Source organism: Vibrio tarriae (genome assembly GCF_002216685.1).
GTDB classification, from domain to species: Bacteria; Pseudomonadota; Gammaproteobacteria; order Enterobacterales; family Vibrionaceae; genus Vibrio; species Vibrio tarriae.
In genome coordinates this window covers 1,731,627-1,757,158 of record NZ_CP022353.1, presented here as the reverse complement: position 1 = coordinate 1,757,158, position 25,532 = coordinate 1,731,627, and the positions used below count along the sequence as shown (strand labels likewise).

Sequence of the window (25,532 nt, the reverse complement as noted above, 5' to 3'; positions counted from 1 at the left end):
TTTAGAAGCGGTAGTTCGCTTGAACACCGATTAGCCAAACATTGCCTGATACATTACCTGTAAATGCACCACCGATTGCGGCTGCAGTTTGGTCTGAAGCGTCACGAGGTTCATTGATGGTTGCATCTTTCGCAAAGATATAGGTAAAACCGGCATCGAGAGTCAGTTGTGGCGTTGCAACATAACTACCGCCGACACTTACCCAAGTACGGTCTGTTTCTGGGATGGTTGCTGTGCGGTTTTTATCGTCTACCGCTGATGTGTCGTATGCGACGCCTGCACGCAGAGCGAGTTTAGCGTCGTATTGATACGTTGTGCCTAAAGCAAAGCGGTAGTTGTCTTCCCAGTTTTCTGATTTGATGAGGTCAGATTTTTCTGGGAACACAGTCGTCAACTCTTTGAATGAACTCCAATCTGTCCAGTTAATGCTAGCGTGAATCGCCCACTGGTCATTGAGTTGGTGGAAGCTTGCCAGTTCAGCCGTCGCTGGTAGAGTCACAGACATCATGCCGGGTTTATAACTACCGTAACTGACTCCTTCTGCATGGCCTTCAAAATCCATCACCACTTCCGATTTATAGGCGAAACCTACGCGGTGATCTTGATTGATTTGCCATGCACTGCCTACTTGCCAACCCCAAGAATTATCTTCACCTTCCATATATTTTAAGGTTGTACCTTTAGGTAAAGTCATGACGTTGTTAGTAACAGGATGACGAATCAGATTTTTTGCTGGCGCAGTTGCACCGAAATGACCTTCACCCATCACATAACGCACACCACCACCAATACTCAGTTGAGGCAAAACTTGGTAAGCAATATTGAGGTTAGCTTCTTTGCTGATCACGCTCGCTTGGTTGCCAAAGTGAGAGGCTGCAAACTCAGTGCCTAGATCGGTTTCCATGCCGTAGTTAGTACCAAGAGCAAAACCCAGTGCCACTTGTTCGTTTAACTGGTGTGACAGGTAGAAATTCGGAATCACTGCATCGTGGGCAAAATCGTTTGATGACGCGTGTGTGTTACCCAGTTGTTGATGGGTTACTGTGCCTTCAACATCCACGTTTGGATTCACGTAGATTGCGCCAGCAGAAACTTGAGTGCCTTCTAAATAGGTCAGCATTGCAGGATTGCGCCATTGTGCGCTGGCGTTGTCTGCCATCGCGGCTTCACCGGCGTAAGCACGGCCAAGACCCGTTGCTGAGTACTCAGCAAGCTGGAAGCCCGCCGCTTGGGTAAAAGTAGAAACACTGGCTAAACCGAAAGCCACAGCACAGGAGAGGAGAATCTTATTGGTTTTCATTGGGATTGTTCGCTGAAATTTGCTGGTTTTTGTTGCGGCAAGTCTACGTCTAGAGCAATTGCTTTAAAACTTCAAATCAATGAAAGTGTAGGATTTGAAGTTTTATCCTGTAAAATGGATATTTTATAGATGATATTTCTATTTATTAAACAAAGGTTATTAAAGGTTCAGCGTACAGATGTAGTGATATTGAGGCGGTTAATCGCACGCTTGTACGCTGACATTAAGCAAAACTAGGCAGTGAGCAAAATAAAGGGGCTGATAAATCAGCCCCTTAGTAATGATATGTTGTGACGTTTTAATTAAAACGTACGGCTGTATTGTAAGCCCAACAGGATTGCGTCTGCGTGGGTTGTTGCGGTTAGCTTAGAACCCGCATCATTTTCAGAAACTGCGACATCTTTACCCATTAAGTAAGTAAAGCCAAAGTCTACGTTTGATTTGTCATCGATGTTATAGGTAAAGCCTGCTGATAACCACTGGCGATCTGAATCTGGAACAGAGATAGAAGTACGTGAATCTTGTGCGCTAGTATCGTACATATAGCCTGCACGCAGTGTCCAATCACTATTTAAGTAGTATGTGCCACCGATAGAGTAGTGCCAGCCATCTTGCCACTCATACATCTTATCGTAGCTGCCTTTGGTTAGAGCGCCAACAGAAGAGCGAGACGTTACAAGGTTGCGGAACTCAATTTTGTCGAAAGCACTCCAGCCAATCCACTGTACGCTATAGTGTACGGCAAACTGAGTATTCTCGATTTTGTGGAAGCCAGAGAACTCAGCGATATCCGGTAGTGGTAGCGTGATCTCTTGTCCGTAATCGTCTTTAGCTTTAAATTCTGGGCTATAGCGGTAAGACAAACCAAAGCGGTTATTCTCATCCATTTCGTAAACTGTACCCAAGTTAAAACCTACTGCCCAACCATCCGCTTTATCGACGTTGAGTAGTGATGTGCCTCGAGCTGGGATAACGGTCGTCGGGTTCACCACAATTGTACTTGCTGGGAAACTGGTTCCGGCAATACGTTTCATCGTGCCTTGCCCATAAATCAGGTCTAAACCAGCACCAAAACTCCATTCTTTGTTGACGCGATAAGAACCTGCTAGGCCTAAGTTAAAGCTTTTAACGTCAGTTAAGCCACCGTATTCAGAGGCTGGATAAGAATCAGAAAACTCAGTTTTTGTACCAAAGTTTGAATAAGCATTAACCCCCCAAGCAAACTGTTCATTGACTGGAACGATCAAATGAATATTAGGTGCAACGGAAGTACCACCTACGTCATCCGTGTCTTGAACAGAAACTGAGTTACCGAGAACACCTCGATAAGAGACATCTTTAACGTCAATCATGGTGGTAATGGTTTCAAAACCAAGAGAGAGCGCCATCTCATCAAACAGTGCCATCGCCGCTGGGTTGCGAGACATTACGGCTGCGTTATCGGCGATAACGGCATCACCCGCAAAAGCGCGACCTAGGCCTGTAGCAGATTGTGCGTTGAGCTGGAAACCTGCTGCAAACGCTTGTTGTGTGGCTAGCGTTACCGTTACGGCAAGCAGAGATTTTTTAAACAGACGCATGTTGTTCATTAGACTTTTCCTTTTTGGTTTCGCCTCTTATGGGCGTTGTTGTATGAGCTTTTGCTTTATTTGAGCAATTGCTCAGTGGTGGCTGATCCTAGACGCTAGTATAGGAGATAGAAATCCGACCATTGTCTAATTGAGCGAGAAAATTACTGAAATGATGTCTATTTGGCAGGAATTTAGGCGAAAACTCTAAAACTTAGAGTTTTCGCTCTATTTTGGCCATTCACAACAATGAGCGAGTGTCATGTCGAGTATGCAAAAATCAGATAGATGATTGGATCATGGACATAAGTTTATTGGCAATATTGGTCAGGTTTTCGTCCTTTTCGCCCACCAAAATCAAACTTGCACTACCGACAGGCTCAATGACTACTGCCATATCATCTTGCTTAAATAGGCTGCTTTGCGTGCTGTGAATGGGCGTGAAAAACAGTGTTACTTTTCCTTTGTCACCTTGAAATACCATGTGTACGGCATTGTCTTTACCAAAACCGCAGTGATTGAGGTAATAGACGTGATAAGGAAAGTCACCTTCCATTTTGTAGGCAAAAGGTTGCATTTTTGCATTGATTTGCTGCATGTCCGCTTGTTCGTCTAGCCGGTTAACGAATCCTTTTTCATGGATAACATGTTGCACTGCCATTTCAGATAGGCTGGCTTGCGCGGGAGAGATGAAAAGGTTGCCCCACTGGATTTGCCCAACCAAGAGCCCCGCAGTAAAGGCAACCGATGCCGCGATCGCCATGGCTTTACGAACAAACTGAGGGCGGATGATTTTCTCATCTTCCATTAAAGTGCTTTGTTTGAATAAAATTTTATCAGCCAGATTATCCGGTACATCCACTTTGAATGCCTGAGCTATCTGTTTATCGAGCTGAAGTACATCATCGACAAACTTAGCGTTAGCCTCACTTGAGGCCATCATGTCAAGCATGTCGTTATCGCGCTGTTTGGGATCAGACATGACTTTGCGGCGAAATTCCAGTTCATCCATTTTGCTGCTCCGGGTAGTGTTCTGAACCATCCATCATCTCTTTAAGTTGGTTACGTGCTCTAAACAAACGGGTCATCACCGTATTTTTATTCAGTGAAAGGATGTCTGCGATCTCCTCACCACTGAATCCTCCCACCACTTGTAAAAAGAGGGGCTCGCGATATTCGATATCCAGTTTCAAAATTTGCTTTTGCAGCCACTCATTTTGATGGTGTTCATCGTCGTTGTACTTGGCTTCATAATCGTGTTCATCGATATCGACTAAATCGAACTGTTTACGCTCAAAGCGGCGAGCATTTTCTCGGCGCAGAATCGTAATTAACCAAGCTTTGGCTGCTTTTTCATCCAGCAGGCTATCGAGCGATTTCCACGCTCTCAAGCAGGTTTCTTGCACCAAGTCTTCGGCAATCGAGCGATCTTTACACAACCAATAGGCGTATCGGTAAAGGTCGCGATGATAAGCTCGCACCAGTGCTTCGTATTTTCTTTGTCTGTCCATGTCACTATTGACCGGACGTTGGGAAACTTTCTTTCCAAACAGATTCAATATCGACACCAAGGGCTCCCTATATGCGTCGTGTTATTCCAATTCATTTTGCCAAACTCCTGTTGCGCTATGCGGTTTGACTCGAAGATGGTGATATGACAGAAATAATGCGAAGGAGTTCACGACTTATGAAGTTTCAGCGCGTTATGGCTCTCTACCTCAACAAGTCGTTTAATCGCATTAAACTTGATCTAATTCAAAATCTCATACTCTGAAGCCGTTATAGTAGCTCCTGTCATCTCGTTAGTCATTATGACTGACATTGTTGAGCAAAGATGACACTTCCTTTTGAAGGCTGACTTTACTTTCTCCTAATCAGGAAACTGATTTTTCAATTGGCGTAAGTTAATTGCTTTACCCATTCCGACCACACAGTTCTGTGTGGTTTTTTTTTTTGCAAAAAATCCTACCTACACCGGTTTGCCAGTGTTTTTCATCTCGAAAGGATTGTTTAAATCACGATTATTTAAACGGTCGTTTGATTTATTTAACATTCTCGTTACAATGTGTCAGGTCAGACCTCTTATTCGAAGGAGAAATCATGGGCAAACAGGAAGTCAGGACTCGTTCTGGAGAACGAGTGGCGATTGTGGCCGGGCTACGTACGCCGTTTGCGCGTCAAAGCACCGAGTTTGGTCAAGTACCCGCAGTCGATCTCGGCAAAATGGTAGTACAAGAGATGATGGCTCGCACCGCTATCGATCCTAAATTAATTGAGCAAGTGGTGTTTGGCCAAGTGGTACAGATGCCAGAAGCGCCGAATATTGCTCGAGAAATTGTACTAGGTACCGGAATGTCGATTAACACGGATGCCTACAGCGTTACTCGCGCTTGTGCCACCAGTTTTCAAGCAGCCGTCAATGTGGCCGAAAGTATCATGGCTGGCAGCATAGATATTGGTATTGCAGGTGGTGCGGACTCTTCTTCTGTTCTGCCGATTGGTGTTTCTAAAAAACTGGCGGCTTCTTTATTAGCCTTGAGTAAAACTAAGACGGTCGGGCAGAAACTTAAACTGCTCAGCAACCTCTCTTTTAAAGACTTGATGCCCGTACCTCCTGCGGTTGCGGAATATTCAACGGGTCTTTCGATGGGGCAAACTGCTGAGCAGATGGCCAAAAGCTATGCGATCTCGCGCGCTGAGCAAGATGCGTTAGCACATCGTTCACATACTTTAGCGGCTCAAGCATGGGCAGAGGGCAAAATTCGCGATGAAGTGATGACGGCTTTTCCTGAGCCATACAAAAAATGGCTGGATATGGATAACAACATTCGCATGGACTCCAAGCTAGAGAGCTATGCGAAGTTGCGTCCTGCCTTTGACCGTCAATACGGCTCGGTGACCGCAGCAAACTCAACCCCACTGACGGATGGCGCCGCCGCGATTATGTTGATGCGTGAAGGTAAAGCGAAAGAGCTTGGTCTTGAGATCATGGGGTATATCCGCTCTTATGCGTTTGCCGCGATTGGCGTAGAAAAAGATATGCTGATGGGGCCTTCTTACGCCACTCCGATAGCCTTGGATCGCGCAGGCATCACCTTAAATGATCTCACCTTGATTGATATGCACGAAGCCTTTGCCGCGCAAACCTTAGCGAACTTGAAGATGTTCGCCAGTGACAAGTTTGCTCAAGAGCAGCTAGGTCGCGCACAAGCGATTGGTGAAGTGGACATGAGTAAATTTAACGTGCTGGGTGGCTCACTGGCTTATGGTCACCCATTCGCGGCGACAGGTGCGCGTATGATCACTCAAACTTTGCGTGAATTAAAACGCCGTGGCGGTGGTTTAGCCTTAAATACGGCTTGTGCTGCGGGTGGCTTAGGCGCTGCTATGATTCTGGAGGTGGAATAATGGATAACAACAATGCATTTCAGCTCTCGTTTGATGAGCAGCATTACGCTTGGCTGGCGATTGATGTCCCGGGCGAAAAAATGAATACCCTGCAAGCGGCATTTGCAGAAGAGATGCAAGCCGTTTTTGCAACGCTCAATGAAAAGCGAGGACAGATCAAAGGGCTGATTATCCACTCTCTTAAGCCGGATAACTTTATTGCGGGCGCGGATGTCCGCATGTTGGAAGCTTGCCAATCGGTACATGAAGCACAAGCGTTAGCCTCGCAGGGGCAACAGATGTTCCAGCAGCTTGCCGATTTGCCTTTTCCTGTGGTCGCGGCGATTCACGGCCCTTGCTTAGGCGGTGGTTTAGAATTGGCTCTGGCGTGTGATTATCGTGTCTGTACTGAAGGTGACGTAACACGTTTAGGCTTACCAGAAGTGATGTTGGGTTTGCTTCCGGGCTCAGGCGGTACGCAGCGTTTACCACGTTTGATTGGTTTACTGCCTGCGCTGGATCTCATCTTAACGGGCAAACAATTGCGTGCCAAAAAAGCCAAAAAATTGGGTGTGGTTGATGCATGTGTTCCGCACTCAGTACTGTTGGATGTGGCTAAACGTCTTTTAGAAGAAAAAGGGCACAAAAAGCGCGCCCAAGTTACGCTACCGATCAAAGAAAAACTGCTCGCCAATACCGGCTTGGGGCGTAAGTTGATTTTTGACCAAGCGGCCAAGAAAACGCAGCAGAAAACCCGTGGCAATTACCCCGCAGCGCAAGCCATTTTAGAGGTCATTCAGTATGGTCTAGAAAAAGGGATGCATGCCGGCTTGGAATATGAAGCCAAGCGTTTCGCTGAACTGGTGATGACCCGAGAATCGAAAGCACTGCGCTCCATTTTCTTTGCGACCACAGAGATGAAAAAAGATCTCGGTGCGGATGCCAAACCCGTACCTGTAGCGGCTGTGGGCGTGCTCGGTGGTGGTTTGATGGGGGCGGGCATCAGTCACGTTACTGTGGCGAAAGCCAAAACACCGGTGCGCATCAAAGATGTGGCGAATGATGGTGTGCTCAATGCCCTCAATTACAACTATAAGCTGTTTGATAAACAGAGACAGCGCAAGATGTTGACTAAAGCGCAGTTGCAAGCGCAGATGTCGCAGCTCTCGGGTGGGACTGGCTTTGTGGGTTTTGACAGTTGTGATGTGGTGATTGAGGCTGTGTTTGAAGATCTGAAACTTAAGCAACAAATGGTGGCGGATATTGAAGCGAATGCCAAACCGACAACGATTTTTGCGACCAACACGTCCTCGCTGCCGATCCATCAGATCGCGAGCCAAGCGCAGCGTCCGCAAAATATTGTGGGTTTACATTATTTCAGCCCAGTTGAAAAAATGCCGTTGGTGGAAGTAATCCCTCACGCGACCACCTCGGATGAAACCATTGCGACCGTGGTGACTTTGGCACGTAAGCAGGGCAAAACTCCGATTGTTGTTAAAGACTGTGCCGGTTTTTATGTCAACCGCATTTTAGCGCCTTATATGAATGAAGCCGCGCAAGTGCTGATGGCGGGTGAACCTATCGAAAAACTCGATGCTGCGTTACTGGATTTTGGTTTCCCAGTGGGGCCTATCACCTTGCTTGATGAAGTAGGGGTCGATATCGGAGCCAAGATCATGCCGATTTTGGTTAAAGAGCTTGGGCCGCGTTTCCAAGGACCGGACGTGTTTGATGTGCTGTTGAAAGATAACCGTAAAGGCCGGAAAAGCGGTAAAGGTTTCTACACCTACAAAGGCAGCAAAAAGAAAGAAGTCGATAAATCCGTTTATAAACTGCTGAAGTTAACCCCGGAATCTAAGCTAAACGACAAAGAAATCGCGATGCGTTGCTTGTTGCCTATGCTCAATGAGGCGGTTCGTTGTCTCGATGAAGGCATTATTCGCAGTGCACGTGATGGCGATATGGGCGCGATTTTTGGCATCGGCTTCCCGCCATTCTTGGGTGGCCCTTTCCGTTATATGGATACGCTTGGTTTAACCAAAGTGGTGGAAATGATGAACCAGCACACCGAGAAATATGGAGAGCGGTTTGCACCATGCGATGGCTTGTTGACCAGAGCGGGATTGGGTGAGAAGTTCTACTGCTAACCTCAGGTGACAATAGCCCAAAGTCAGCGACAGGAAAGAGGCCAAGTGCCTCTTTCTTACTGCGAGGGACTCTGAAAATCTGTGCTAGGATGAAACATAAAATCAAGAAGTAACAAGGAATTCAAAATGGAAGCGCTCGATTTATTGCTCAACCGTCGTTCAATCGCCAAACTGGATGCGCCAGCACCACAAGGCGAGGCATTAGATAATATTCTGCGTGCAGGTTTACGCGCACCCGATCACGGTGCACTCACTCCGTGGCGTTTTGTGGTGGCTCACGGTGATGGACTAGCCAAACTGGCCGCCATTTTAGAGCAAGCGGAGATTGCTAACGGTAGTGATGAGGCAGTGATCAGTAAAGCGAAAAATGCGCCTTTTCGTGCGCCAATGGTGATCACTGTGATTGCTAAAGTCACTCACACTGACAAAATTCCAGCGTTTGAGCAGCATTTATCCGCAGGTTGCGCGGTGCAAGCCATGCAAATGGCGGCCGTAGCACAAGGGTTTCAGGGGATTTGGCGCTCTGGAAGTTGGATGTTCCATCCGGTTGTCCGTCGTGCTTTCAAGGTGCAAGGCGAAGATCAAATTGTCGGTTTTCTCTATCTTGGTACTCCCGGTACTACGGCAGTTAAAGTGCCTGAACGTGAGCTTAGCAAGTACGTTGAGTATCTCTAAATATGGGGTACGTACAACAGTAAGAAAAAGGGCGCGAAGCCCTTTTTCTATTGAAATGCTTTATAAAAAGACGAGTGTTTATTGCAGGTGGTAGCCAATCACAAAATCAATAAACAGGCGCACTTTTTCCGGCTGGTGATCTTTGTGGTTATACAGCATGTAGATATCCCGCGGATTTGAGCTCCAATCCGACAGCACTTGTACCAAACTGCCATCCTCAAGAAATTCACGCAGCATCACATCGGGCATGAGCGTAATGCCTAAACCTTCTGAACATGCGCTGCGAACGACATTCAGTGCGCTGGCTTGAAAACGGCCGCGATCACTGTTGACGACAGTCTCACCTTGGCTGTTGGTCAGTTGCCATTTGAGCAATGGATAACCTTTGAGTAACTGATGTTGGTGCAACTCTTCAGCATGGGTCGGTTGCGGATTGCTCGCCAAGTATTGAGGGCTAGCAACCAAAATATCTTTCACTTCACCGATCTTACGAGCTATTAAGCTGGAATCACGCTGTGGGCCAACTCGGAAAATCACATCCCATTCGGTGGGGTCGAGATCGTCGGCTTGGTTACTCATCATCAGCTCAATATGGATATCGGGGTATTTCTGCATAAAAGCATTGAACATCGGCATCATCATTCGTTTAGTCAGATTGGATGGCGCAGAAATACGAATGCGCCCCGATGCACCACGACATTCATCGGTGATCTCTTCTGTCATTGAAGCGAGGCGCTCCAGCAGGGGAGAGCAATCTTTGTAGAAACGTTCGCCCGCTTCGGTCAGAGTCAGTTTACGAGCGTGACGATTGAGCAACCTAAGGTTTAGGGAATCCTCCAAGGCTTGGATCCGTCTTGTGATCGTTGCCACAGGGATCATGGTTTTTTTTGAAGTTGAGGTATAGCTTCCATTTTCGACAACCAGTCGAAAGAGGTTTAGGTCATCTAATTTCATCGTTTCTGACACATTATGTTGCAACTATCGCTAATTTATACACATATGAGCCGATAAATTTTGCGTGATGTCAACTTGTAAGAGGATTTATTGAAAACCATACATCTTGTGATTGATTAATTTTTAAGCCCCACGGTTTGTGTAATGCCCAATTCGAAGCTACTTTTTAACTAATCAATAATCCAACTTTTCCGCCGCAAGCAATTGGTGACTTGTGCGGTAGACTTTATGAGTGAGGTCGATGTTTATGTATAAATCTCACATCTCGGAAGACTGCGAAGATGAAGCGCAGATAACGGCAGCAAAGCTGATTTTGCTGGTGGATGACGATCCTGTTTTCCGACGAATGACCAAAGGCTATCTTCAAAAATATGGTTATCAAGTGATCGAAGCTGAAAACGGTTTAGATGGCTTGCGAAAATTACGTGACCACGAGCCAGACCTGATTTTGTGTGATTTGTCCATGCCCGTGCTCAACGGGATTGAGTTCGTTGAAGAGGTTAGCTCGTCCTATCCTTCCTTGCCTCTGGTTGTTGTTTCAGCCACCGAGGAAATGGCTGATGTGGCTAAAGCGCTGCGCTTTGGAATTCAAGATTTTCTACCCAAACCGATCACCAATCATTCGCATCTTGCCAGCGCAATAGAAAAAGTGTTGGCTAATGATGAGCATCAACGAGATTTTGCAAGTTGTTGGTATGGTGCTGATCGCCAAGGGAGCATCCCTGAAGAACAAGAACTACATTGGCATTTACAATATTTGAAAGACAACCCTAATGCCGCCAAAGAGTTACTCGAAGCACTATTACCAGAAAAGGATTCTCAGCTCGGGAGCTGGAAATGTAGTTATCGCTTACTACAGTCCGCCGAATTGATGCCACTGGTTTTTGACTACGCTTGGCTTATGAACGGTCAATTTGTGTTCTATGTGGTTGATGCGGCGAGCCACCGTGAGTGCGGTGCGGCATCCACATTGCTGGTGCGCGCCTTGTTCCATGATTATTTGCGTAATCTAGGTAACTTTAGTGTTGAGCTGAAAGATCTTGCCGAAATCATCGAGCGGGGTATTCGTTGCTCTGAGTGTATTGGTAAAGTATCGGCCCTGTTTGGGGTGGCAGATCTTGCCGATGGTACTTTGTCACTATTACCAGCGGGGCTGGATTGTCAGTGGTCAAATGGCTACGTACACAATCGGATTACTTCTGGTGTTCAGTTAGGCGATAACAGTTTACGCAATTTTATTACCAAAGATTTGCCAATTCGTTCAGCCTGCCAAATCAGTTTGAGTAAACCCAGAGCCTACAGTTTTACGTTGGATCTTTATCAGGGTTGTGAGGGGTGATTTTACCGCCTAAAGTGTGAGTGTGATTATAACTTTGTGTCGAGCTGCTAATAACCTTATACATTATCAGTGTTTGTTACAGCTCGCTTTCGCTATAGTTCTGACCACAAAATTAATGAGGCTACCCTAGAGTTGCCCAATTTAAAGTCACCCAAAAGAGAAGATTACAATGGCAAACCAAGAGTTCAAAGAACCCTTCAATATCTATTACTTTCTAGGCGTGGTTGCAGTACTACTGATCCCGACTCTGCCTGCTACACTGACTTGGATTCGTGTATTTAACGGGTACGCTGGTTTTTAATGCGTTCATCCTTACCACGTTTTTTGTTCAGTGTTATTGGAATAATCAGTTTATGCCTAGGGATACTAGGCATATTTCTTCCTCTCCTTCCCACAACGCCGTTTATCTTACTGTCCAGCGCTTGTTTTTTGCGCAGTAGCCCTCGGTTTCATCTCTGGTTGAATCAACACCCAACATTTGGTCCTATCATTCAAAACTGGCAACAACATGGCGCAGTCAATAAAACGGTGAAAAAGCGTGCAACACTCTTTATCGTGCTGAGTTTTGCTTTCTCGATCTGGATGGTTCCTTGGCTGTGGCTCAAGGTCGCGCTGTTTATCTGGCTTGTGCTTTTGATCACTTGGTTTATCCGTTTACCTACCCATGAGCTGGTTGCTAACCAACAAGAAAATCACTAGCATTAGCGGGAAGTGTGCCCACTCTTCGAGTGGGCTTTGTTTTTTCAGTGCTGTCTATCCCGTGTGGCAGACGGCACCGAAATTGTTCTGTCATCACCTAAGGTGATGAAGCAACTGAAGTTAAAGTAACTATGACAACTGAAACTCTTTCACTGATCAAATCCAGCATCAAAAGTATTCCTGACTACCCGAAAAAAGGCATTCTGTTTCGTGATGTGACCAGTTTGCTGGAAGATGCCAAAGCCTACCAAGCGACCATTCAACTTCTGGTGGATAAGTACAAAGACATGGGTTTTACCAAGGTTGTGGGCACAGAAGCGCGTGGTTTCTTGTTTGGTGCTCCGCTGGCACTAGAACTGGGTGTCGGCTTTGTGCCTGTGCGTAAGCCAGGTAAACTGCCGCGTCAAACCGTCGCTCAATCTTATGAGCTGGAATACGGTACTGATACGCTGGAAATTCATGTGGATGCGATCAAACCGGGCGACAAAGTGCTGGTGGTGGATGACCTGCTGGCGACCGGTGGTACGATTGAAGCGACCACTAAGCTCATCCGTCAATTGGGTGGAGAAGTCGAGCACGCTGCCTTCGTGATCAACTTGCCAGAAATTGGTGGTGATAAGCGCCTTGAAGGGTTAGGCTTGCAGGTTTACAGCATCTGTGAATTTGAAGGTCACTAACCGACAACGGATATTGGAATGAGTTATCTTGCTTTAGCACGCAAATGGCGTCCGACACGATTTAGCGAAGTGGTCGGACAATCCCATGTTTTAACCGCTTTAGAAAACGCTTTGGCGCAAAACCGTTTGCACCATGCGTACTTGTTTAGTGGCACTCGAGGCGTGGGTAAGACCACCATAGGTCGTTTGTTTGCGAAGGGGCTCAACTGCGAGACGGGCATAACGGCTACGCCTTGCGGCCAGTGTGCAACCTGTCAAGAGATTGATCAGGGACGCTTTGTCGATCTTCTTGAGATTGACGCGGCATCACGCACCAAAGTGGAAGATACGCGTGAGCTGCTCGACAACGTGCAGTACAAACCTGCGCGCGGACGCTTCAAAGTTTACCTGATCGATGAAGTTCATATGCTCTCGCGTCACAGCTTCAATGCGCTACTGAAAACGCTTGAAGAGCCGCCTGAGTATGTGAAGTTTTTGCTGGCAACCACTGATCCACAAAAGCTGCCTGTGACTATCTTGTCTCGCTGTTTGCAGTTCCATCTCAAACCGATCAGTGTAGAAAATATCCAGCAGCAGCTCGATAAAGTGCTGCACGCCGAACAGATTTCGAGCGACAGCAAAGCACTCAATCTGCTCGCCCATGCTGCGGATGGCAGTATGCGCGATGCTCTTAGCTTGACCGATCAAGCGATTGCTTTGGGCAATGGCGTAGTGAAAAGTGACATCGTCGCGCACATGCTCGGCACGCTAGACACGGATCATGCTCTACATCTCTTGCAAGCCATCAGCCTGCAAACGCCACAAGCAGTCATGGATTGCATCGAAACACTTGCCCAAAATGGCGTAGAGTGGGATGGATTACTGCAACAGCTTTCGACTCAACTGCATCGAATTGCTATGTACCAAGCGTTGCCTGCCACCTTGGATAAATCGCTGCCAGAGGCATCGCGTATTGAGTCGTTGGCCAAAACCTTAGCGCCGCAAGATGTGCAGCTTTACTACCAAATTGCGCTCAAAGGTCGACAAGATTTACCACTGTCACCCACGGCGCGAATTGGCATTGAAATGTTGATGCTGCGCATGATGGCGTTTCGTCCGTCGAGTGTATCTCTAGCTAGTGTGATCACGCCGGTCAATGCACAATCGGAAGTATCATCAGTTGCCTCACCAGCACCAATGGTTCGCCCTGCACCTCAAGCAGCAGTTCAAACACCACAGTCACAACCTGTAGTTCAGCCTCCAGTGTCGCAACCCGCACAAGCTATGCCGAATGCTATGGCACAGCCTATGATGGCTGCGGAGCCTGAGATGGAAAGGGCTGCTCCGGCCGTTCAGCGAGAAGAAGCAAACTCGATGAACTCACCAATGGGTACCGCTGTGCCCAATACGGATGCTCAAAACCAAACCACTATGCCTGCCTTAGCGGGGTTGCGTCATCAACTGCGCTCTAAGCGACAAGAAGTACAAAACAAAGGCGCGGATGGAAAAAAGTCTGACGCGACATCTGCTACTCCAGCGTCGGCGCTAGAGCGTATTGCGCAGAGAGCACAACAAGTGCAGGTGTCGCCAGAACGCAATGATGAAGATGAGTTGGAGCCTGAAGAGGAAATCTATCAATGGCGTCCAATGCAACCTATCGAAGTGGCGGTAAAAAGTGAAGTCACGCCAACGCAACTGAAAAAAGCGTTAGAGCATGAAAAAACGCCGGAAATGGGAGCGAAGTTGATTGAAGAAGCGGTCGCGCAAGACGCGTGGTCGGCATTGGTTCAACGGCTAGAGACTGCCAAAATGGTTGAGCAATTGGCGCTGAATTCCGCTTTTGTTCGTCAAGGCGATCAGATTTCTCTAACGCTGCGTCCAAGTCATGCCCATCTGCACAACGAAAAAGCGCAGCAAGAGTTAGAACAGGCATTGAATCATGTGCTTGGTGAAGCTTGTTCATTGAACATTACCGTGGGACAAGAGGGAGAAACCCCCCTTGAGCTGCGTGAGCGGCTCTACCAGCAGAAACTCACGTCCGCGCTGCACAGTTTACAAACCGATCCCAACGTGCAGTTTATTGAGCGTCGATTTAATGCGCAGCTCGATAGCGACAGCGTACGACCCATTTAACTGGGGTTGAAACCTAAGTGTCTCACCCCCACACTATGTGAAACATTCAACGATAACCAGAGAGATAAAGATGTTTGGTAAAGGCGGAATGGGCAACCTGATGAAGCAAGCCCAACAAATGCAAGAGCGTATGCAAAAGCTGCAAGAAGAGATCGCAAACATGGAAGTGACCGGTGAATCCGGTGCTGGCCTTGTGAAAGTGACCGTAACGGGCAGCCACAGCGTGCGCCGTGTCAACATCGATGAAAGTCTGATGGAAGACGATAAAGAGATGCTGGAAGATTTGATTGCTGCCGCATTCAATGATGCCGCTCGTCGTATCGAAGAGACGCAAAAAGAAAAAATGGCTTCAATCACCGGTGGAATGCAACTGCCTCCGGGCATGAAAATGCCATTCTAATCTGAGCTGAATTTATGCGTACCAGTCACATGCTGGAACATTTGATGGAAGCATTACGCTGTCTGCCGGGTGTTGGCCCAAAATCAGCGCAGCGTATGGCATTCCATCTGTTACAGCGCGATCGTAAAGGTGGTTTACAACTGGCTGAGGCACTGAGTCAGGCGATGGTCGAAATCGGCCATTGTCAGGAGTGCCGAACTTTTACTGAGCAGGATGTTTGCCACATCTGTAGCAACCCAAAACGTAAAGAAAATGGTCAGTTGTGTGTGGTTGAAAGCCCAGCAGATATTGCGGCGCTAGAAGCTACCGGTCAATTTTCTGGTCGCTATTTTGTGTTGATGGGGCACTTATCACCGCTGGATGGTATTGGTCCGAGCGATATTGGCCTCGATACGCTGGATTATCGCTTGCAACGCGGTGATATCAGTGAGGTGATCCTCGCCACTAACCCGACGGTGGAAGGTGAGGCGACCGCGCAATACATTGCCGAGTTGTGTCGTGAACATCGAGTCACCGCAAGCCGCATTGCACATGGTGTTCCCGTGGGCGGCGAACTTGAGTTGGTGGATGGCACGACCTTATCGCATTCGCTGTTGGGCCGTCACAAACTGTTTTAACTCAGCCTCAAAAATTACAATGCCGCTCGATGAGCGGCATTCTTTTATCTTTACTTGTCTTTTATCTGTGTTCGGAGGCGAAGTCGCGTTGCTGAATCCACGTTATGCTTAAGTTAATCGCTCAAGTTCGGTTAAGTTAGCCAAGGCTTGCTGATTGGTTTTTCCACAAACGACGGGGCAGGCTTTGAAATCGTGACACACTTTTGGGCGCTCAGGACGGCCAAATAGTTGGCACAAATTATCCTCATTGAGCTGAACACAGCGCACACCAGCCGGTTTGCCATTCGGCATGCCTGGAATCGGGGAGGAGATGCTTGGCGCTATGCAGCAAGCGCCGCAGCCTAATCGACAATCCATCATAATCTCTTTGCGCTGGAAAAATGGGCGGCCATCCTAACAGAAAGCTCGATAGGATGCACTGACTTGCGCTTTTCTTGCACTTTAGCGATGTAAAGAGTATAAATCGTCCCCCCGATAGATAAACCGTAAGACACTGCAATGAGTACACCCTTCTGGCAAAGCAAAACGTTAGACCAAATGACCGAAGCCGAGTGGGAATCGCTGTGCGATGGCTGTGGTAAATGTTGCCTGCACAAACTCATGGACGAAGATACGGATGAAATCTACTACACCAATGTGGCGTGTAGCTGGCTCAATAGCGACACCTGCTCTTGTAAAGATTACCCCAATCGTTTTAGCTCAGGTGAAGAGTGTTTAAAGCTCACTCGCGACAAGATTGAAGAGTTTAACTGGCTGCCTGATACCTGCGCTTACCGTTTGCTTGGTAATGGTCAAACACTTCCAGAATGGCATCCTTTGCTGACCGGCTCGAAAGACGCCATGCATGCCGCCGATGAAAGTGTGCGCGGTAAAATCGTTTATGAAGTGGATGTGATTGATTGGGAAGATCACATTGTGCTGATGAGCCGAGATTAAGCGCTTTACTCATCGATGGTGATGTTAGAGAACAAAAACGCCTTGCTACTTGCAAGGCGTTTGTCTTTGTGTGAAAGCCAAAACTAAACCGCGTTATTTCTTTGGCTGGGCATCAATACATTGACCGTGCACTTCACGGCCTTCTGGAGCCATCAAGTACAGATAGAGCGGCATAATATCGAGCGGTGTTTTTAACTTGTCTGCATCCTCTGCTGGGTAGGCTTTCGCGCGCATCGCGGTGCGAGTGCCGCCCGGGTTAATCGCATTGACTCGAATGGTGCTTTCACTCAATTCATCGGCCAGAATTTGCATCATACCCTCAGTCGCAAACTTAGAAATCGCGTAAGTCGCCCAGAAAGCACGGCCAATATGACCTACGGTAGACGTGGTAAACACAATTCGAGCATCGGCTGATTTGTGCAGCAGCGGTAGCAGCGCTTGAGTCATAAGGAACTGTGCTTTCACGTTCACTTGCATCACTTCATCGAAGCTGTCTTCGCCAATTTGATCGAAGGGGCTAAGTACGCCAAGTAAGCTGGCATTGTGTAATACGCCATCCAAACGGCCAAATTGATCTTCTATGGTATCGACCATATCCAGATAATTTTGTTTGGTTGCGCCTTTCATATCTAAAGGAACAATCGCCGGTGTCGGATAACCCGCTGCTTCAATAGCATCATAGGTTTGTTCGAGCTTTTTCACGGTACGGCCAAGTAAAATCACGGTCGCGCCGTGCGCCGCGAAACTGATCGCCGCTTGCTTACCAATACCATCACCCGCTCCGGTGACTAAAATCACTTTCTCTTTCAAAGCGTCTGTTGAGACTGAATAATTCACGTCTTATTCCTTATTATTTTTTAGCTCTTCCTGCTGGCAAACTCTGGCTGAGGCGTGTCAAAAATCCAAGGTTAGTCGAGTTGGAAGAGGATTTGCTTTAAGTCTTCGTGACAAGGTGGTTACAATACACCAATTCGTATTCAAGAAGGATGAGTCACTTGGAGTTTTTGTTAGATTACGGCCTGTTTTTGGCCAAGATTGTGACTGTGGTAGTCGCATTGGTCGCAGTACTAGTGATAGTAAAATCATTGGGCGGACGCAGTGGTGGTGCCAAAGGGGAGTTGGAAATCACCGATCTGACCGAACAGCATAAAGAGACGGTTGAGCGTTTAGAGGCTTATCTGCATGACGAAGCGTTTTTAAAAGCGCGCGATAAAGCGGATAAGAAGAAAGAAAAAGCTGAGCAGAAAAGTCGTGAAAAGTCGCTTAAGCAAGCGGCGAAAGAAGGCGAATTGGAAAGCAAACGCGATCCGCATCTGTTTGTGCTTGATTTTCACGGCAGTATTGATGCGAAAGAAGTCGCTTCACTGCGTGAAGAGGTGAGCGCGATCTTGGCGGTGGCACAAGCGGGTGATGAGGTGCTGCTGCGTTTGGAAACTGGTGGCGGCATGGTGCATGGTTATGGTTTGGCATCATCACAACTGGATCGCCTTAAAGCAGCTGGCTTACCGCTGACCATTGCGGTAGATAAAGTTGCGGCTAGCGGCGGTTATATGATGGCCTGCATCGCTGATAAAATCGTCAGTGCGCCATTTGCGATTGTCGGGTCTATCGGTGTGGTGGCTCAGTTACCAAACTTCCATAAACTGCTGAAAAAGAACGATATCGAGTTTGAACAGCTCACGGCGGGCGAATACAAGCGCACCTTAACCATGTTTGGTGAAAACACCGATAAAGCGCGTGAAAAGTTCAAGAAAGAGCTGGAAGAAACACATCAACTGTTCAAAGACTTTATCCGCGAGCATCGCCCCGCGTTGGATCTCGATAAAGTCGCGACTGGTGAACACTGGTTTGGCACGCAGGCCAAAGCTCTGGGGTTGGTCGATGAGATTCAAACGTCCGATGATTTGATTGTTGCCGCGTGCAAGAGCAAAACCGTACTTCTGCTGCGTTATACGCAAAAGAAAAAGCTGGCCGATAAACTGGCCGGAGTGGCCGGTGATGCCGCCGACAATGTGTTGCTGAAATTGATCAGCCGAGGCCAACGTCCCTTGGTTTAAAGTCGATGGGTTTAACGTCCCTTGGTTTAAGGTTGATTGGTTTAATGTTCGTTGCCGTAATAAAAAAACGCGCTTAGTTTGCTAAGCGCGTTTTTTCATGGTCATCCCTAAATCATCGCTTTTTGCGCTGGGATGGTTTGCATGGAGTAAGCACTTAATCCAAACAGCCTGTCGCAGAGAATGTTTCCAACTTGTGCAGGTATTTACTTAAATCGCCAATGTTGTTTTTGACCCACTCAGGGTTGTAATAGGTATCAAGGTAGCGTTCACCGCTATCGCACAAGAGCGTGACAATCGAACCTTGCTCGCCGCGGCGCTTCATTTCGCAGGCGAGTTGCAGCGCGCCATACAGGTTAGTGCCAGTGGAGGCGCCTGCTTTACGGCCAAGAATTTTCTCCAACCAGTAAATGGTCGCTACACTCGCGGCATCAGGGATCGCACGCATTTCATCCACCACATCAGGAATAAAACTGGGCTCGACTCTTGGACGGCCAATGCCTTCAATTTTGCTGCCGCAGTCACGGGTTAGCTCGGCATTTCGCGTGCGGTAGTAGTCATAAAAAACCGAGTTTTCCGGGTCAACCACACACAGTTTGGTGTTGTATTGTTGGTAGCGAATAAAGCGGCCGATAGTGGCTGAGGTGCCTCCCGTCCCCGAGCTCATCACAATCCAGCTTGGAACGGGGTGTTGTTCCATCTGCATCTGGCTAAAAATACTATCAGCGATGTTGCTGTTGCCACGCCAGTCGGTAGCTCGTTCAGCGTAAGTAAACTGATCCATGTAGTGGCCTTTCAGCTCTTTCGCGAGACGATGAGATTCTGCGTAAATTTGATCGGAGCGATCTACAAGATGCGCCTTGCCCCCATAGAACTGGATCTGTTCGATTTTTTTACGCGCGGTGCACTTTGGCATCACGGCAATAAAGGGTAGGCCAAGCAAGCGAGCAAAGTAAGCTTCCGATACGGCAGTACTGCCAGATGAGGATTCAATAATGGTAGTTTCTGGGCCAATCCAGCCATTACACAGTCCATATAAAAACAGTGAACGGGCGAGGCGGTGTTTGAGAGAACCGGTGGGGTGGGTACTTTCATCTTTCAGATAGATATCGACGCCAGAGACGCAAGGTAAATCGAGTTTAATCAGATGGGTGTCGGCAGAGCGTTGATAGTCTGCTTCAATTTTACGAATTGCACTGTTAATCCACTGATGGTCGGTACACATAATCCAGTTTCTCCCTTAGGTTACCGAATCAGTTTAGCTAGGCTTGGAGAGAAAAACTTTGCCATTTTGCCTATGCTTTTGTAGTTTTGTAGAAAAATTTTCTCTAAAAAAGGCAATTTGTATGTTGCTCGACAAAGTTGATCGGCAAATCTTGGCCATTTTGCAACAAGACTGCACCGTGTCACTCAATGAATTAGCCGAAGCGGTCAATTTAACCACAACGCCTTGCTGGAAGCGTTTGAAAAAAATGGAAGAAGGTGGCGTGATTCGCGAGCGAGTCGCACTGCTTGATGCGCAAGCCCTTGACCTCTCTTTCACGGCCTTTGTCATGGTGACCACCAATAACCACTCCCATGAATGGTACTGCCGCTTTGTGACTGCCGTGGAAGAGTTTCCCGAAGTGATGGAGTTTTATCGCATGGCGGGAGAATACGATTACATGATGAAGGTGCAGGTCAAAGATATGCCGTGTTTTGACCGATTCTATAAAAAACTGGTCAATAGTATCGAAGGGTTGAACAAAGTGACCTCCACCTTTGCGATGGAGTCACTTAAATACACGACTCAGTTGCCGCTCTAAGGGTGAGATCAGCTTAAAAAGCGCATCACGCCTTCTTGGACGGCTGTTGCGACCAAGTTGCCTTGGCGATCATAAATCTCACCACGCACTAAACCGCGTGTATTGCTCGCAGTAGGACTTTCGATGGCAAACAGTAGCCAGTCATCCATCTTAAACGGACGGTGGAACCAGATAGAGTGGTCAATGGTTGCCACTTGGAATTTTGGTGTCATCAGAGAAACACCGTGTGGATGCAAGGCGGTGACTAAAAAGCCCCAGTCAGACGCGTAGCCAAGCAAATACTGATGGATGAGCTGGTCATCGGGCATATCGCCATTGGCTCGGATCCACAAATACTGCTTAGGCTCCGCTTTTTCTGGCTTCAAGGGGTTGATGACAGTAACGGGACGCATCTCAATCGGTTTTTCACCACAAAAGGCTTTTTGCAGTTTTTCTGGTAAGAAATGCGCAATCTGCGCCGCGAGCTCGGATTCGGAAGCAAAGTTTTCAGGCCCCGGAACCACAGGCATGGTTTTTTGGTGCTCAAATCCCGGGGCATCACCATGATAGGAAGCGGTCAGATAAAAAATTGGCCGGCCGTTTTGAATGGCTTTGACGCGACGAGTGCTGAAACTTCTGCCATCACGAAGATTTTCTACATCGTAAATAATCGGCTTTTCGGGATCGCCAGGGTAAAGAAAATAGCTATGGAAAGAGTGCACAGTACGATCTGATTCGACCGTGTAGCGAGCTGCCGACAAGGCTTGGCCAATCACTTGCCCTCCGTACACTTGAGGAAGCCCCAAGTTTTCGCTGGCACCTCGATACAACCCCTCTTCCAGTTTCTCCAATTGCAGCAGACTTAACAATTCGTCTAACGGTTTACTCATGACTTAGGATCCTTTTTTGTATTTTGATGATTTTGTGATGTTAGTCAGACATTTGTCAATAATCCTGCAGCCCAATGACACAAATACTGCGGTGGCATATAATTTGCTCGTTTTTAATGTGATGTTTCCCCATTTGTAGTGAGGCGCTATGAAAAAGGTTCTACTTATTGTTATCTCTATTTTGTTTGGTTCTGTACTCGTAGGCTGCCAAATGAATGAATCCAACAAGACACAAGACAAAATCCAATCGATTACGGGGAGCGTGGCGTATCGTGAACGCATTGCCTTGCCGGATAATGCGGTGGTGACTGTCTATCTACAAGATGTTTCATTAGCCGATGCGCCAGCGACGGTCATTGCAAAACAGAACTTCATCACTAATGGTATGCAAGTACCGCTCGAGTTCAACCTAGCGTATGACAGCAGCAAGATCAAAACGAACCACCGTTACAGTGTGAGTGCACGTATTGAGGTTGATGGTAAGCTGCGTTTTATTACGGATACTCACTACGGCGTGATCACCGATCCTGAAGCGACTAAGCACGTACCCATGATGCTGATTGGTGTGCGTGGAGAGTAACTTACGATAATTAAGTTATTCCGTAAAACGTCGCGGATTGCACAATGGCAGCCACTAGGGCTGCCATTGGTATTTACGTAGCGATATTTTACCTGTTTCACTCACCTCTATACTCTCGGCTAACAATAATTGCCGCTGGCGCACAAAATCTTCCCCTTGCAACGATATTTTGCCTTGGCTGTTGATGACTCGAAACCAAGGTAACTGACTCCCCTCAGGCAAATGACCCAGCGCCTTGCCCACATGGCGCGCATAGCCCGGATAACCGGCCATTTTGGCGACTGCACCGTAAGTTGAAACATTGCCAAACGGAATTTGGTGAATCACCACAAAGATCTGTTGTAAAAACTGGTCCATAATACAAGTGCCCGAAACAAGTTTACCAAGGATAGGTATAGGGAGTTGGCATGATACTGTCTGCCTTACAATTTCTCATCGCGACTATTTTTACCATCGTTGCTGCGTATGTGGCAGGCTTAAGCAAGGGTGATATTCCGATCATCGCGTTTTTAATTCCAGCCTTATGGTTACTGCCCAAATCCGGTTTTTCTAGTGTTGTCATGTTAGCTGCGATGGGGATTTTGGGTCTTACGTTACCACTCCAGCCTGTCGCTTTGTCCATCAGTCAGTGGGTGCTTATTCCTCTGTTGATGGTGGCGTTTTCTCCACGTAGCAACTTGGGTGTCATCTTAGTCAGTGCTTTGATTGTGCTCACCTTGCAAGTCGGCATCATGGTAACGCAATCGGCAGGCAAACTGGAAGGCTCACCTATGGTGACTGTGGTGCAGATAGTCATGGTGATGTTGATCTGGTGGGCAGCCCGTGGTTGGAAGCCAAGTCATGCTCACAGTTGGTGGGCATTAGTATTAGTGATTCCGCTTTGGGTCGCGGAGCAGTTTTATGCTGCTACCTTAGCTTTGCTGATAACCGGAATTATTGCTGCATGTGAATATTTAGTTCCCAAAGCCACCCCGTCGTTAAACTGGGGAACTTTGCTTGGTTGGAGCTTGCCCTGTGTCAGTTTTGCCGCTTTAGTGGTTTCTCCTGCGACAGATGTGCCCAAGCCAGTCTTTGTGGTATGGATCTGTATTTTGGCCACGGCTTGGACTACCGACTATGTACTGAAAAGTACAGAAGAAGCTCCCGAATAGCCAGTTGGCTGTATCAAACAGGGATATAAGTACTTTATGAACCATAGGTGGTTCTATGAAATTTATTACCTAAATTGGATAGTGGGGTGGGGGTATTTACGATAAAATGCGCAGCAAAAAATACAACATACCATTATTCAACGTCTATGTTATTTAACGCTTTTTCACGCCTAGTTTTACTTTGGCTTGGTTGGCTAGTGATTTGCACCAGCAGTTTAGCCGCAACATCTACCACTTATAAGGTTGCCACAGAAGCGGATGATGTGGTGACTCGTGTACTATTTGATTCGATTGCCTACCACTTCAACCTTGAAATTGAATACGTCAACTACCCCAGCTTTAACGATATTTTAATAGCGATAGAGAACGGTAATGCCGACTTTGCTGCCAACATCACTTACACGGATTTACGTGCCCAACGTTTTGATTTCTCAAGTCCTACCAACATTGAGTACACCTATCTCTACAGTTATGGTGGGTTACGTTTAACCGAGCTTCGTCTCGTGGGTATCCCGAAAGGAACCATTTATGGAACGTTATTAAAAGAACATTATCCCTATATCCAGCAAGTGGAGTATGAAGGGCATTTAGAAGCACTCACTTTGCTGCAAAGCGGCCGCGTGGACGGAGTGGTCGATGCGATCAATCAGCTCAAGCCCATGTTGCTGAAAGGGCTTGACGTACAACTACTTAACGATCAATTACCGATTCAACCCGTCTCTATCGTGACACCTAAAGGTAAGAATTCAGCGCTGTTAGATAAACTTGAAAAGTATGCGCATTCGGCTTACGTACAACGCTTATTGCGTGAATCTATTCAAAAATATCAATTGGACATTCGCAAGCAAGCTCTGCGTCAAGCGGTTGTGGATAGCGGGCTAAACGTGCAGCGTGTACTGCGTGTCAAGCTAGAGAACAACCCACAATATGCACTTTACCAGCCCGACGGTTCTGTACGTGGGATCAGTGCCGATGTCGTGTTTCAAGCTTGTGAGATGCTACTGCTGAAATGCGAATTGGTCAGCCATGGTCAAGAAACGTGGGAGAGCATGTTTGATGATTTGCAGGATAAAAGCATCGATATTTTGGCTCCTGTCACCATTTCCCCGCAGCGTAAAAACTTTGCCTACTTCAGTGAAAGCTATTATCACCCACAAGCAATTTTGGTGAAACGAGAGCACTATAAAGACGATGTGTATAGCAATGTATCTGAGTTGGTCGCCGAACGTATTGGGGTAATCAAAGACGATTTTTTTGAAGAGCTGTTACAGCAGATGTTGCCAAACAAGATATTGTTCAGCTACGCAAATCAGGAAGAAACAGTACAAGCCTTACTGAATAAAGAGGTGGATTACATCGTGCTCAATCGAGCCAATTTTAACCTCTTGCTTCGCGAGTCTAAGGAGATGCTGCCGATTGTAGAAGACACCATGATTGGCAGCTTTTACCAATATGACATTGCGATAGGTTTTGCTAAAAATCCACTTGGCGCAACTCTTGCCCCACTTTTTTCCCGCGCAATCAAAATGCTCAATACCGAGCAAATCATTCATACTTATGATTACCAGCCGAATTGGCGAGCCACATTACTTACAGAAAAGAAATATCAGCACAGTACTCAATGGCTCTTTGCTATGGCTTTAGTTGTTCTGTTTATAGTGGCGTTTTACCTGCATGGCATCTCACATACCGATAACCTTACTAAGCTGCGCAATCGTCGCGCTTTGTATAACCGATACCGCCGCGGATTGTCGCCTCGTTTGAGCTTGATTTATCTTGATGTGAATACGTTTAAATCGATCAACGATCAGTATGGACATGAAGTGGGTGACAAGGTCTTAAAACAACTATCACAACGGATTGAGAATGTTTGGCGAGGTCGCAGCTACCGGATTGGCGGCGATGAATTTATCTTAATTGGCGAATGTTCCGCCAAGCGGCTTGAACATGTGGTTGCGCAATGTGAACGTTTTATGTTTGTGGATGCAGAGCGCGATGTCAGTTTTGAAGTGAGTGTGGCGATTGGTATTGCTAAGAATCGTGAGCGGACCGAATCACTTAATGAGGTGATGCACCAAGCGGATATTGCGATGTATCGCGCCAAGGCGGAATCGACGCAATCGCCATTTCAGGCTGCCAGCAAGGTAAAAGGATTACACATCGTTTAATCAAACTGGTGAAATGCTGTTCGGTTGATGGGCAATGTGGGGGTAAATCAGGATTATCGCTTGCATTGCCTAAGTCGATGTTTAATAATCGCTC

The 25,532-nt window shown here is 47.2% G+C and carries 26 protein-coding genes; 16 read left to right on the top strand and 10 right to left on the bottom strand.

The genetic code is table 11. The annotated features are described in order from the left end of the window. Window position 1: 1 nt before the first annotated feature. The 4 genes from CEQ48_RS13700 to CEQ48_RS13685 all read right to left on the bottom strand — a co-directional run bounded on the left by CEQ48_RS13700 (window position 2) and on the right by CEQ48_RS13685 (window position 4,379). On the bottom strand, window positions 2–1,300 hold the full coding sequence (locus CEQ48_RS13700; RefSeq protein WP_089071629.1) for an outer membrane protein transport protein: 1,299 nt from the start codon (window positions 1,298–1,300) through the stop codon (window positions 2–4). 302 nt (window positions 1,301–1,602) lie between these two features. Next, a complete protein-coding gene (locus tag CEQ48_RS13695) occupies window positions 1,603–2,889 on the bottom strand; it encodes an outer membrane protein transport protein (protein ID WP_001061937.1) in 1,287 nt (428 codons plus the stop codon). Window positions 2,890–3,148: 259 nt separating this feature from the next. Then, window positions 3,149–3,880 (bottom strand): DUF3379 domain-containing protein, encoded by a 732-nt coding sequence (locus CEQ48_RS13690; protein WP_198301158.1) that lies wholly within the window; start codon window positions 3,878–3,880, stop codon window positions 3,149–3,151. After that, window positions 3,873–4,379, bottom strand: coding sequence for a sigma-70 family RNA polymerase sigma factor (locus tag CEQ48_RS13685; RefSeq protein WP_232477900.1), 507 nt, complete (start codon window positions 4,377–4,379; stop codon window positions 3,873–3,875). The genes CEQ48_RS13690 and CEQ48_RS13685 overlap by 8 nt, the downstream gene beginning before the upstream one ends. 589 nt (window positions 4,380–4,968) lie before the next feature. On the opposite strand from CEQ48_RS13685, the gene fadI reads away from it, so the two are divergent. The 3 genes from fadI to CEQ48_RS13670 all read left to right on the top strand — a co-directional run bounded on the left by fadI (window position 4,969) and on the right by CEQ48_RS13670 (window position 9,077). Next, window positions 4,969–6,276 carry an acetyl-CoA C-acyltransferase FadI gene (fadI, locus tag CEQ48_RS13680; protein WP_000517921.1) on the top strand — a complete coding sequence of 436 codons (1,308 nt, stop codon included), beginning with the start codon at window positions 4,969–4,971 and terminating at the stop codon, window positions 6,274–6,276. After that, complete coding sequence (gene fadJ, locus CEQ48_RS13675) at window positions 6,276–8,402, top strand: fatty acid oxidation complex subunit alpha FadJ (protein WP_089071626.1); 2,127 nt, start codon at window positions 6,276–6,278, stop codon at window positions 8,400–8,402. Before fadI ends, fadJ begins: the two co-directional genes overlap by 1 nt. A gap of 126 nt (window positions 8,403–8,528) precedes the next feature. Further along, a complete protein-coding gene (locus tag CEQ48_RS13670) occupies window positions 8,529–9,077 on the top strand; it encodes an NAD(P)H nitroreductase (RefSeq protein ID WP_089071625.1) in 549 nt (182 codons plus the stop codon). Window positions 9,078–9,155: 78 nt separating this feature from the next. Here the strand turns inward: CEQ48_RS13670 and CEQ48_RS13665 are convergent, their stop codons facing one another. Continuing rightward, window positions 9,156–10,031, bottom strand: a complete 876-nt coding sequence (locus CEQ48_RS13665) for a LysR family transcriptional regulator (RefSeq protein WP_198301157.1) — start codon at window positions 10,029–10,031, stop codon at window positions 9,156–9,158. A gap of 247 nt (window positions 10,032–10,278) precedes the next feature. Between CEQ48_RS13665 and CEQ48_RS13660 the strand changes: the two genes are divergently transcribed. From CEQ48_RS13660 to recR, 7 genes are all read left to right on the top strand, one after another. After that, complete coding sequence (locus CEQ48_RS13660) at window positions 10,279–11,370, top strand: response regulator (protein ID WP_198301156.1); 1,092 nt, start codon at window positions 10,279–10,281, stop codon at window positions 11,368–11,370. Between the two features lie 169 nt (window positions 11,371–11,539). Continuing rightward, window positions 11,540–11,671, top strand: a complete 132-nt coding sequence (locus CEQ48_RS20475; protein WP_000013199.1) for a hypothetical protein — start codon at window positions 11,540–11,542, stop codon at window positions 11,669–11,671. Beyond that, on the top strand, window positions 11,671–12,069 hold the full coding sequence (locus CEQ48_RS13650; protein WP_089071622.1) for a YbaN family protein: 399 nt from the start codon (window positions 11,671–11,673) through the stop codon (window positions 12,067–12,069). Before CEQ48_RS20475 ends, CEQ48_RS13650 begins: the two co-directional genes overlap by 1 nt. A 131-nt stretch (window positions 12,070–12,200) precedes the next feature. Then, complete coding sequence (apt, locus tag CEQ48_RS13645) at window positions 12,201–12,746, top strand: adenine phosphoribosyltransferase (protein WP_089071621.1); 546 nt, start codon at window positions 12,201–12,203, stop codon at window positions 12,744–12,746. Between the two features lie 18 nt (window positions 12,747–12,764). Next, window positions 12,765–14,858 (top strand): DNA polymerase III subunit gamma/tau, encoded by a 2,094-nt coding sequence (gene dnaX, locus CEQ48_RS13640; RefSeq protein WP_089071620.1) that lies wholly within the window; start codon window positions 12,765–12,767, stop codon window positions 14,856–14,858. Window positions 14,859–14,928: 70 nt separating this feature from the next. After that, a complete protein-coding gene (locus CEQ48_RS13635; RefSeq protein ID WP_000467102.1) occupies window positions 14,929–15,258 on the top strand; it encodes a YbaB/EbfC family nucleoid-associated protein in 330 nt (109 codons plus the stop codon). Window positions 15,259–15,272: 14 nt separating this feature from the next. Further along, window positions 15,273–15,875: a recombination mediator RecR gene (recR, locus tag CEQ48_RS13630; RefSeq protein WP_033930829.1), complete on the top strand. Its 603-nt coding sequence runs from the start codon at window positions 15,273–15,275 to the stop codon at window positions 15,873–15,875. Between the two features lie 108 nt (window positions 15,876–15,983). Here recR and CEQ48_RS13625 read toward each other — a convergent pair whose 3' ends face one another. Continuing rightward, the gene (locus CEQ48_RS13625; RefSeq protein ID WP_000340598.1) at window positions 15,984–16,232 is read right to left on the bottom strand and encodes a YkgJ family cysteine cluster protein; all 249 of its coding nucleotides are present in this window, start codon (window positions 16,230–16,232) and stop codon (window positions 15,984–15,986) included. 141 nt (window positions 16,233–16,373) lie between these two features. Between CEQ48_RS13625 and CEQ48_RS13620 the strand changes: the two genes are divergently transcribed. Then, on the top strand, window positions 16,374–16,811 hold the full coding sequence (locus CEQ48_RS13620) for a YcgN family cysteine cluster protein (RefSeq protein WP_001880862.1): 438 nt from the start codon (window positions 16,374–16,376) through the stop codon (window positions 16,809–16,811). Window positions 16,812–16,904: 93 nt separating this feature from the next. On the opposite strand, the gene CEQ48_RS13615 is transcribed toward CEQ48_RS13620, so the two are convergent. Next, window positions 16,905–17,648, bottom strand: coding sequence for a YciK family oxidoreductase (locus CEQ48_RS13615; protein WP_001109956.1), 744 nt, complete (start codon window positions 17,646–17,648; stop codon window positions 16,905–16,907). Between the two features lie 158 nt (window positions 17,649–17,806). Between CEQ48_RS13615 and sohB the strand changes: the two genes are divergently transcribed. Then, entirely contained in the window at window positions 17,807–18,868 is a 1,062-nt protein-coding gene (sohB, locus tag CEQ48_RS13610) for a protease SohB (RefSeq protein WP_089071619.1), read from the top strand. Window positions 18,869–19,022: 154 nt separating this feature from the next. On the opposite strand, the gene CEQ48_RS13605 is transcribed toward sohB, so the two are convergent. Further along, window positions 19,023–20,090 carry a PLP-dependent cysteine synthase family protein gene (locus CEQ48_RS13605; protein WP_089071618.1) on the bottom strand — a complete coding sequence of 356 codons (1,068 nt, stop codon included), beginning with the start codon at window positions 20,088–20,090 and terminating at the stop codon, window positions 19,023–19,025. A 121-nt stretch (window positions 20,091–20,211) separates the two neighbouring features. On the opposite strand from CEQ48_RS13605, the gene CEQ48_RS13600 reads away from it, so the two are divergent. Continuing rightward, entirely contained in the window at window positions 20,212–20,670 is a 459-nt protein-coding gene (locus tag CEQ48_RS13600; protein ID WP_000923262.1) for an Lrp/AsnC family transcriptional regulator, read from the top strand. An 8-nt stretch (window positions 20,671–20,678) separates the two neighbouring features. Here the strand turns inward: CEQ48_RS13600 and tesB are convergent, their stop codons facing one another. Beyond that, on the bottom strand, window positions 20,679–21,539 hold the full coding sequence (gene tesB / locus CEQ48_RS13595; RefSeq protein ID WP_089071617.1) for an acyl-CoA thioesterase II: 861 nt from the start codon (window positions 21,537–21,539) through the stop codon (window positions 20,679–20,681). A gap of 148 nt (window positions 21,540–21,687) precedes the next feature. Between tesB and CEQ48_RS13590 the strand changes: the two genes are divergently transcribed. Beyond that, the gene (locus CEQ48_RS13590; protein ID WP_089071616.1) at window positions 21,688–22,119 is read left to right on the top strand and encodes a YbaY family lipoprotein; all 432 of its coding nucleotides are present in this window, start codon (window positions 21,688–21,690) and stop codon (window positions 22,117–22,119) included. Between the two features lie 54 nt (window positions 22,120–22,173). On the opposite strand, the gene CEQ48_RS13585 is transcribed toward CEQ48_RS13590, so the two are convergent. Next, a complete protein-coding gene (locus CEQ48_RS13585) occupies window positions 22,174–22,476 on the bottom strand; it encodes a DNA base-flipping protein (protein WP_089071615.1) in 303 nt (100 codons plus the stop codon). A gap of 50 nt (window positions 22,477–22,526) precedes the next feature. On the opposite strand from CEQ48_RS13585, the gene CEQ48_RS13580 reads away from it, so the two are divergent. Both CEQ48_RS13580 and CEQ48_RS13575 read left to right on the top strand, forming a co-directional pair. Then, complete coding sequence (locus tag CEQ48_RS13580) at window positions 22,527–23,270, top strand: VP0952 family biofilm-associated protein (RefSeq protein ID WP_089071614.1); 744 nt, start codon at window positions 22,527–22,529, stop codon at window positions 23,268–23,270. A gap of 146 nt (window positions 23,271–23,416) precedes the next feature. Beyond that, window positions 23,417–25,438 (top strand): GGDEF domain-containing protein, encoded by a 2,022-nt coding sequence (locus tag CEQ48_RS13575; protein ID WP_198301155.1) that lies wholly within the window; start codon window positions 23,417–23,419, stop codon window positions 25,436–25,438. Window positions 25,439–25,532 lie beyond the last annotated feature (94 nt).

Coding starts and splice junctions, on each gene's coding strand:
- CEQ48_RS13665 (WP_198301157.1), bottom strand. CDS start 10,031: ATGAAATTAGATGACCTAAACCTCTTTCGACTGGTTGTCGAAAATGGA.
- recR (WP_033930829.1), top strand. CDS start 15,273: ATGCGTACCAGTCACATGCTGGAACATTTGATGGAAGCATTACGCTGT.
- CEQ48_RS20475 (WP_000013199.1), top strand. CDS start 11,540: ATGGCAAACCAAGAGTTCAAAGAACCCTTCAATATCTATTACTTTCTA.
- CEQ48_RS13605 (WP_089071618.1), bottom strand. CDS start 20,090: ATGTGTACCGACCATCAGTGGATTAACAGTGCAATTCGTAAAATTGAA.
- CEQ48_RS13690 (WP_198301158.1), bottom strand. CDS start 3,880: ATGGATGAACTGGAATTTCGCCGCAAAGTCATGTCTGATCCCAAACAG.
- CEQ48_RS13575 (WP_198301155.1), top strand. CDS start 23,417: ATGTTATTTAACGCTTTTTCACGCCTAGTTTTACTTTGGCTTGGTTGG.
- CEQ48_RS13670 (WP_089071625.1), top strand. CDS start 8,529: ATGGAAGCGCTCGATTTATTGCTCAACCGTCGTTCAATCGCCAAACTG.
- CEQ48_RS13625 (WP_000340598.1), bottom strand. CDS start 16,232: ATGGATTGTCGATTAGGCTGCGGCGCTTGCTGCATAGCGCCAAGCATC.
- CEQ48_RS13700 (WP_089071629.1), bottom strand. CDS start 1,300: ATGAAAACCAATAAGATTCTCCTCTCCTGTGCTGTGGCTTTCGGTTTA.
- dnaX (WP_089071620.1), top strand. CDS start 12,765: ATGAGTTATCTTGCTTTAGCACGCAAATGGCGTCCGACACGATTTAGC.
- CEQ48_RS13695 (WP_001061937.1), bottom strand. CDS start 2,889: ATGAACAACATGCGTCTGTTTAAAAAATCTCTGCTTGCCGTAACGGTA.
- tesB (WP_089071617.1), bottom strand. CDS start 21,539: ATGAGTAAACCGTTAGACGAATTGTTAAGTCTGCTGCAATTGGAGAAA.
- apt (WP_089071621.1), top strand. CDS start 12,201: ATGACAACTGAAACTCTTTCACTGATCAAATCCAGCATCAAAAGTATT.
- CEQ48_RS13600 (WP_000923262.1), top strand. CDS start 20,212: ATGTTGCTCGACAAAGTTGATCGGCAAATCTTGGCCATTTTGCAACAA.
- CEQ48_RS13580 (WP_089071614.1), top strand. CDS start 22,527: ATGATACTGTCTGCCTTACAATTTCTCATCGCGACTATTTTTACCATC.
- CEQ48_RS13635 (WP_000467102.1), top strand. CDS start 14,929: ATGTTTGGTAAAGGCGGAATGGGCAACCTGATGAAGCAAGCCCAACAA.
- CEQ48_RS13660 (WP_198301156.1), top strand. CDS start 10,279: ATGTATAAATCTCACATCTCGGAAGACTGCGAAGATGAAGCGCAGATA.
- fadI (WP_000517921.1), top strand. CDS start 4,969: ATGGGCAAACAGGAAGTCAGGACTCGTTCTGGAGAACGAGTGGCGATT.
- CEQ48_RS13585 (WP_089071615.1), bottom strand. CDS start 22,476: ATGGACCAGTTTTTACAACAGATCTTTGTGGTGATTCACCAAATTCCG.
- fadJ (WP_089071626.1), top strand. CDS start 6,276: ATGGATAACAACAATGCATTTCAGCTCTCGTTTGATGAGCAGCATTAC.
- CEQ48_RS13590 (WP_089071616.1), top strand. CDS start 21,688: ATGAAAAAGGTTCTACTTATTGTTATCTCTATTTTGTTTGGTTCTGTA.
- CEQ48_RS13685 (WP_232477900.1), bottom strand. CDS start 4,379: ATGGACAGACAAAGAAAATACGAAGCACTGGTGCGAGCTTATCATCGC.
- CEQ48_RS13620 (WP_001880862.1), top strand. CDS start 16,374: ATGAGTACACCCTTCTGGCAAAGCAAAACGTTAGACCAAATGACCGAA.
- CEQ48_RS13650 (WP_089071622.1), top strand. CDS start 11,671: ATGCGTTCATCCTTACCACGTTTTTTGTTCAGTGTTATTGGAATAATC.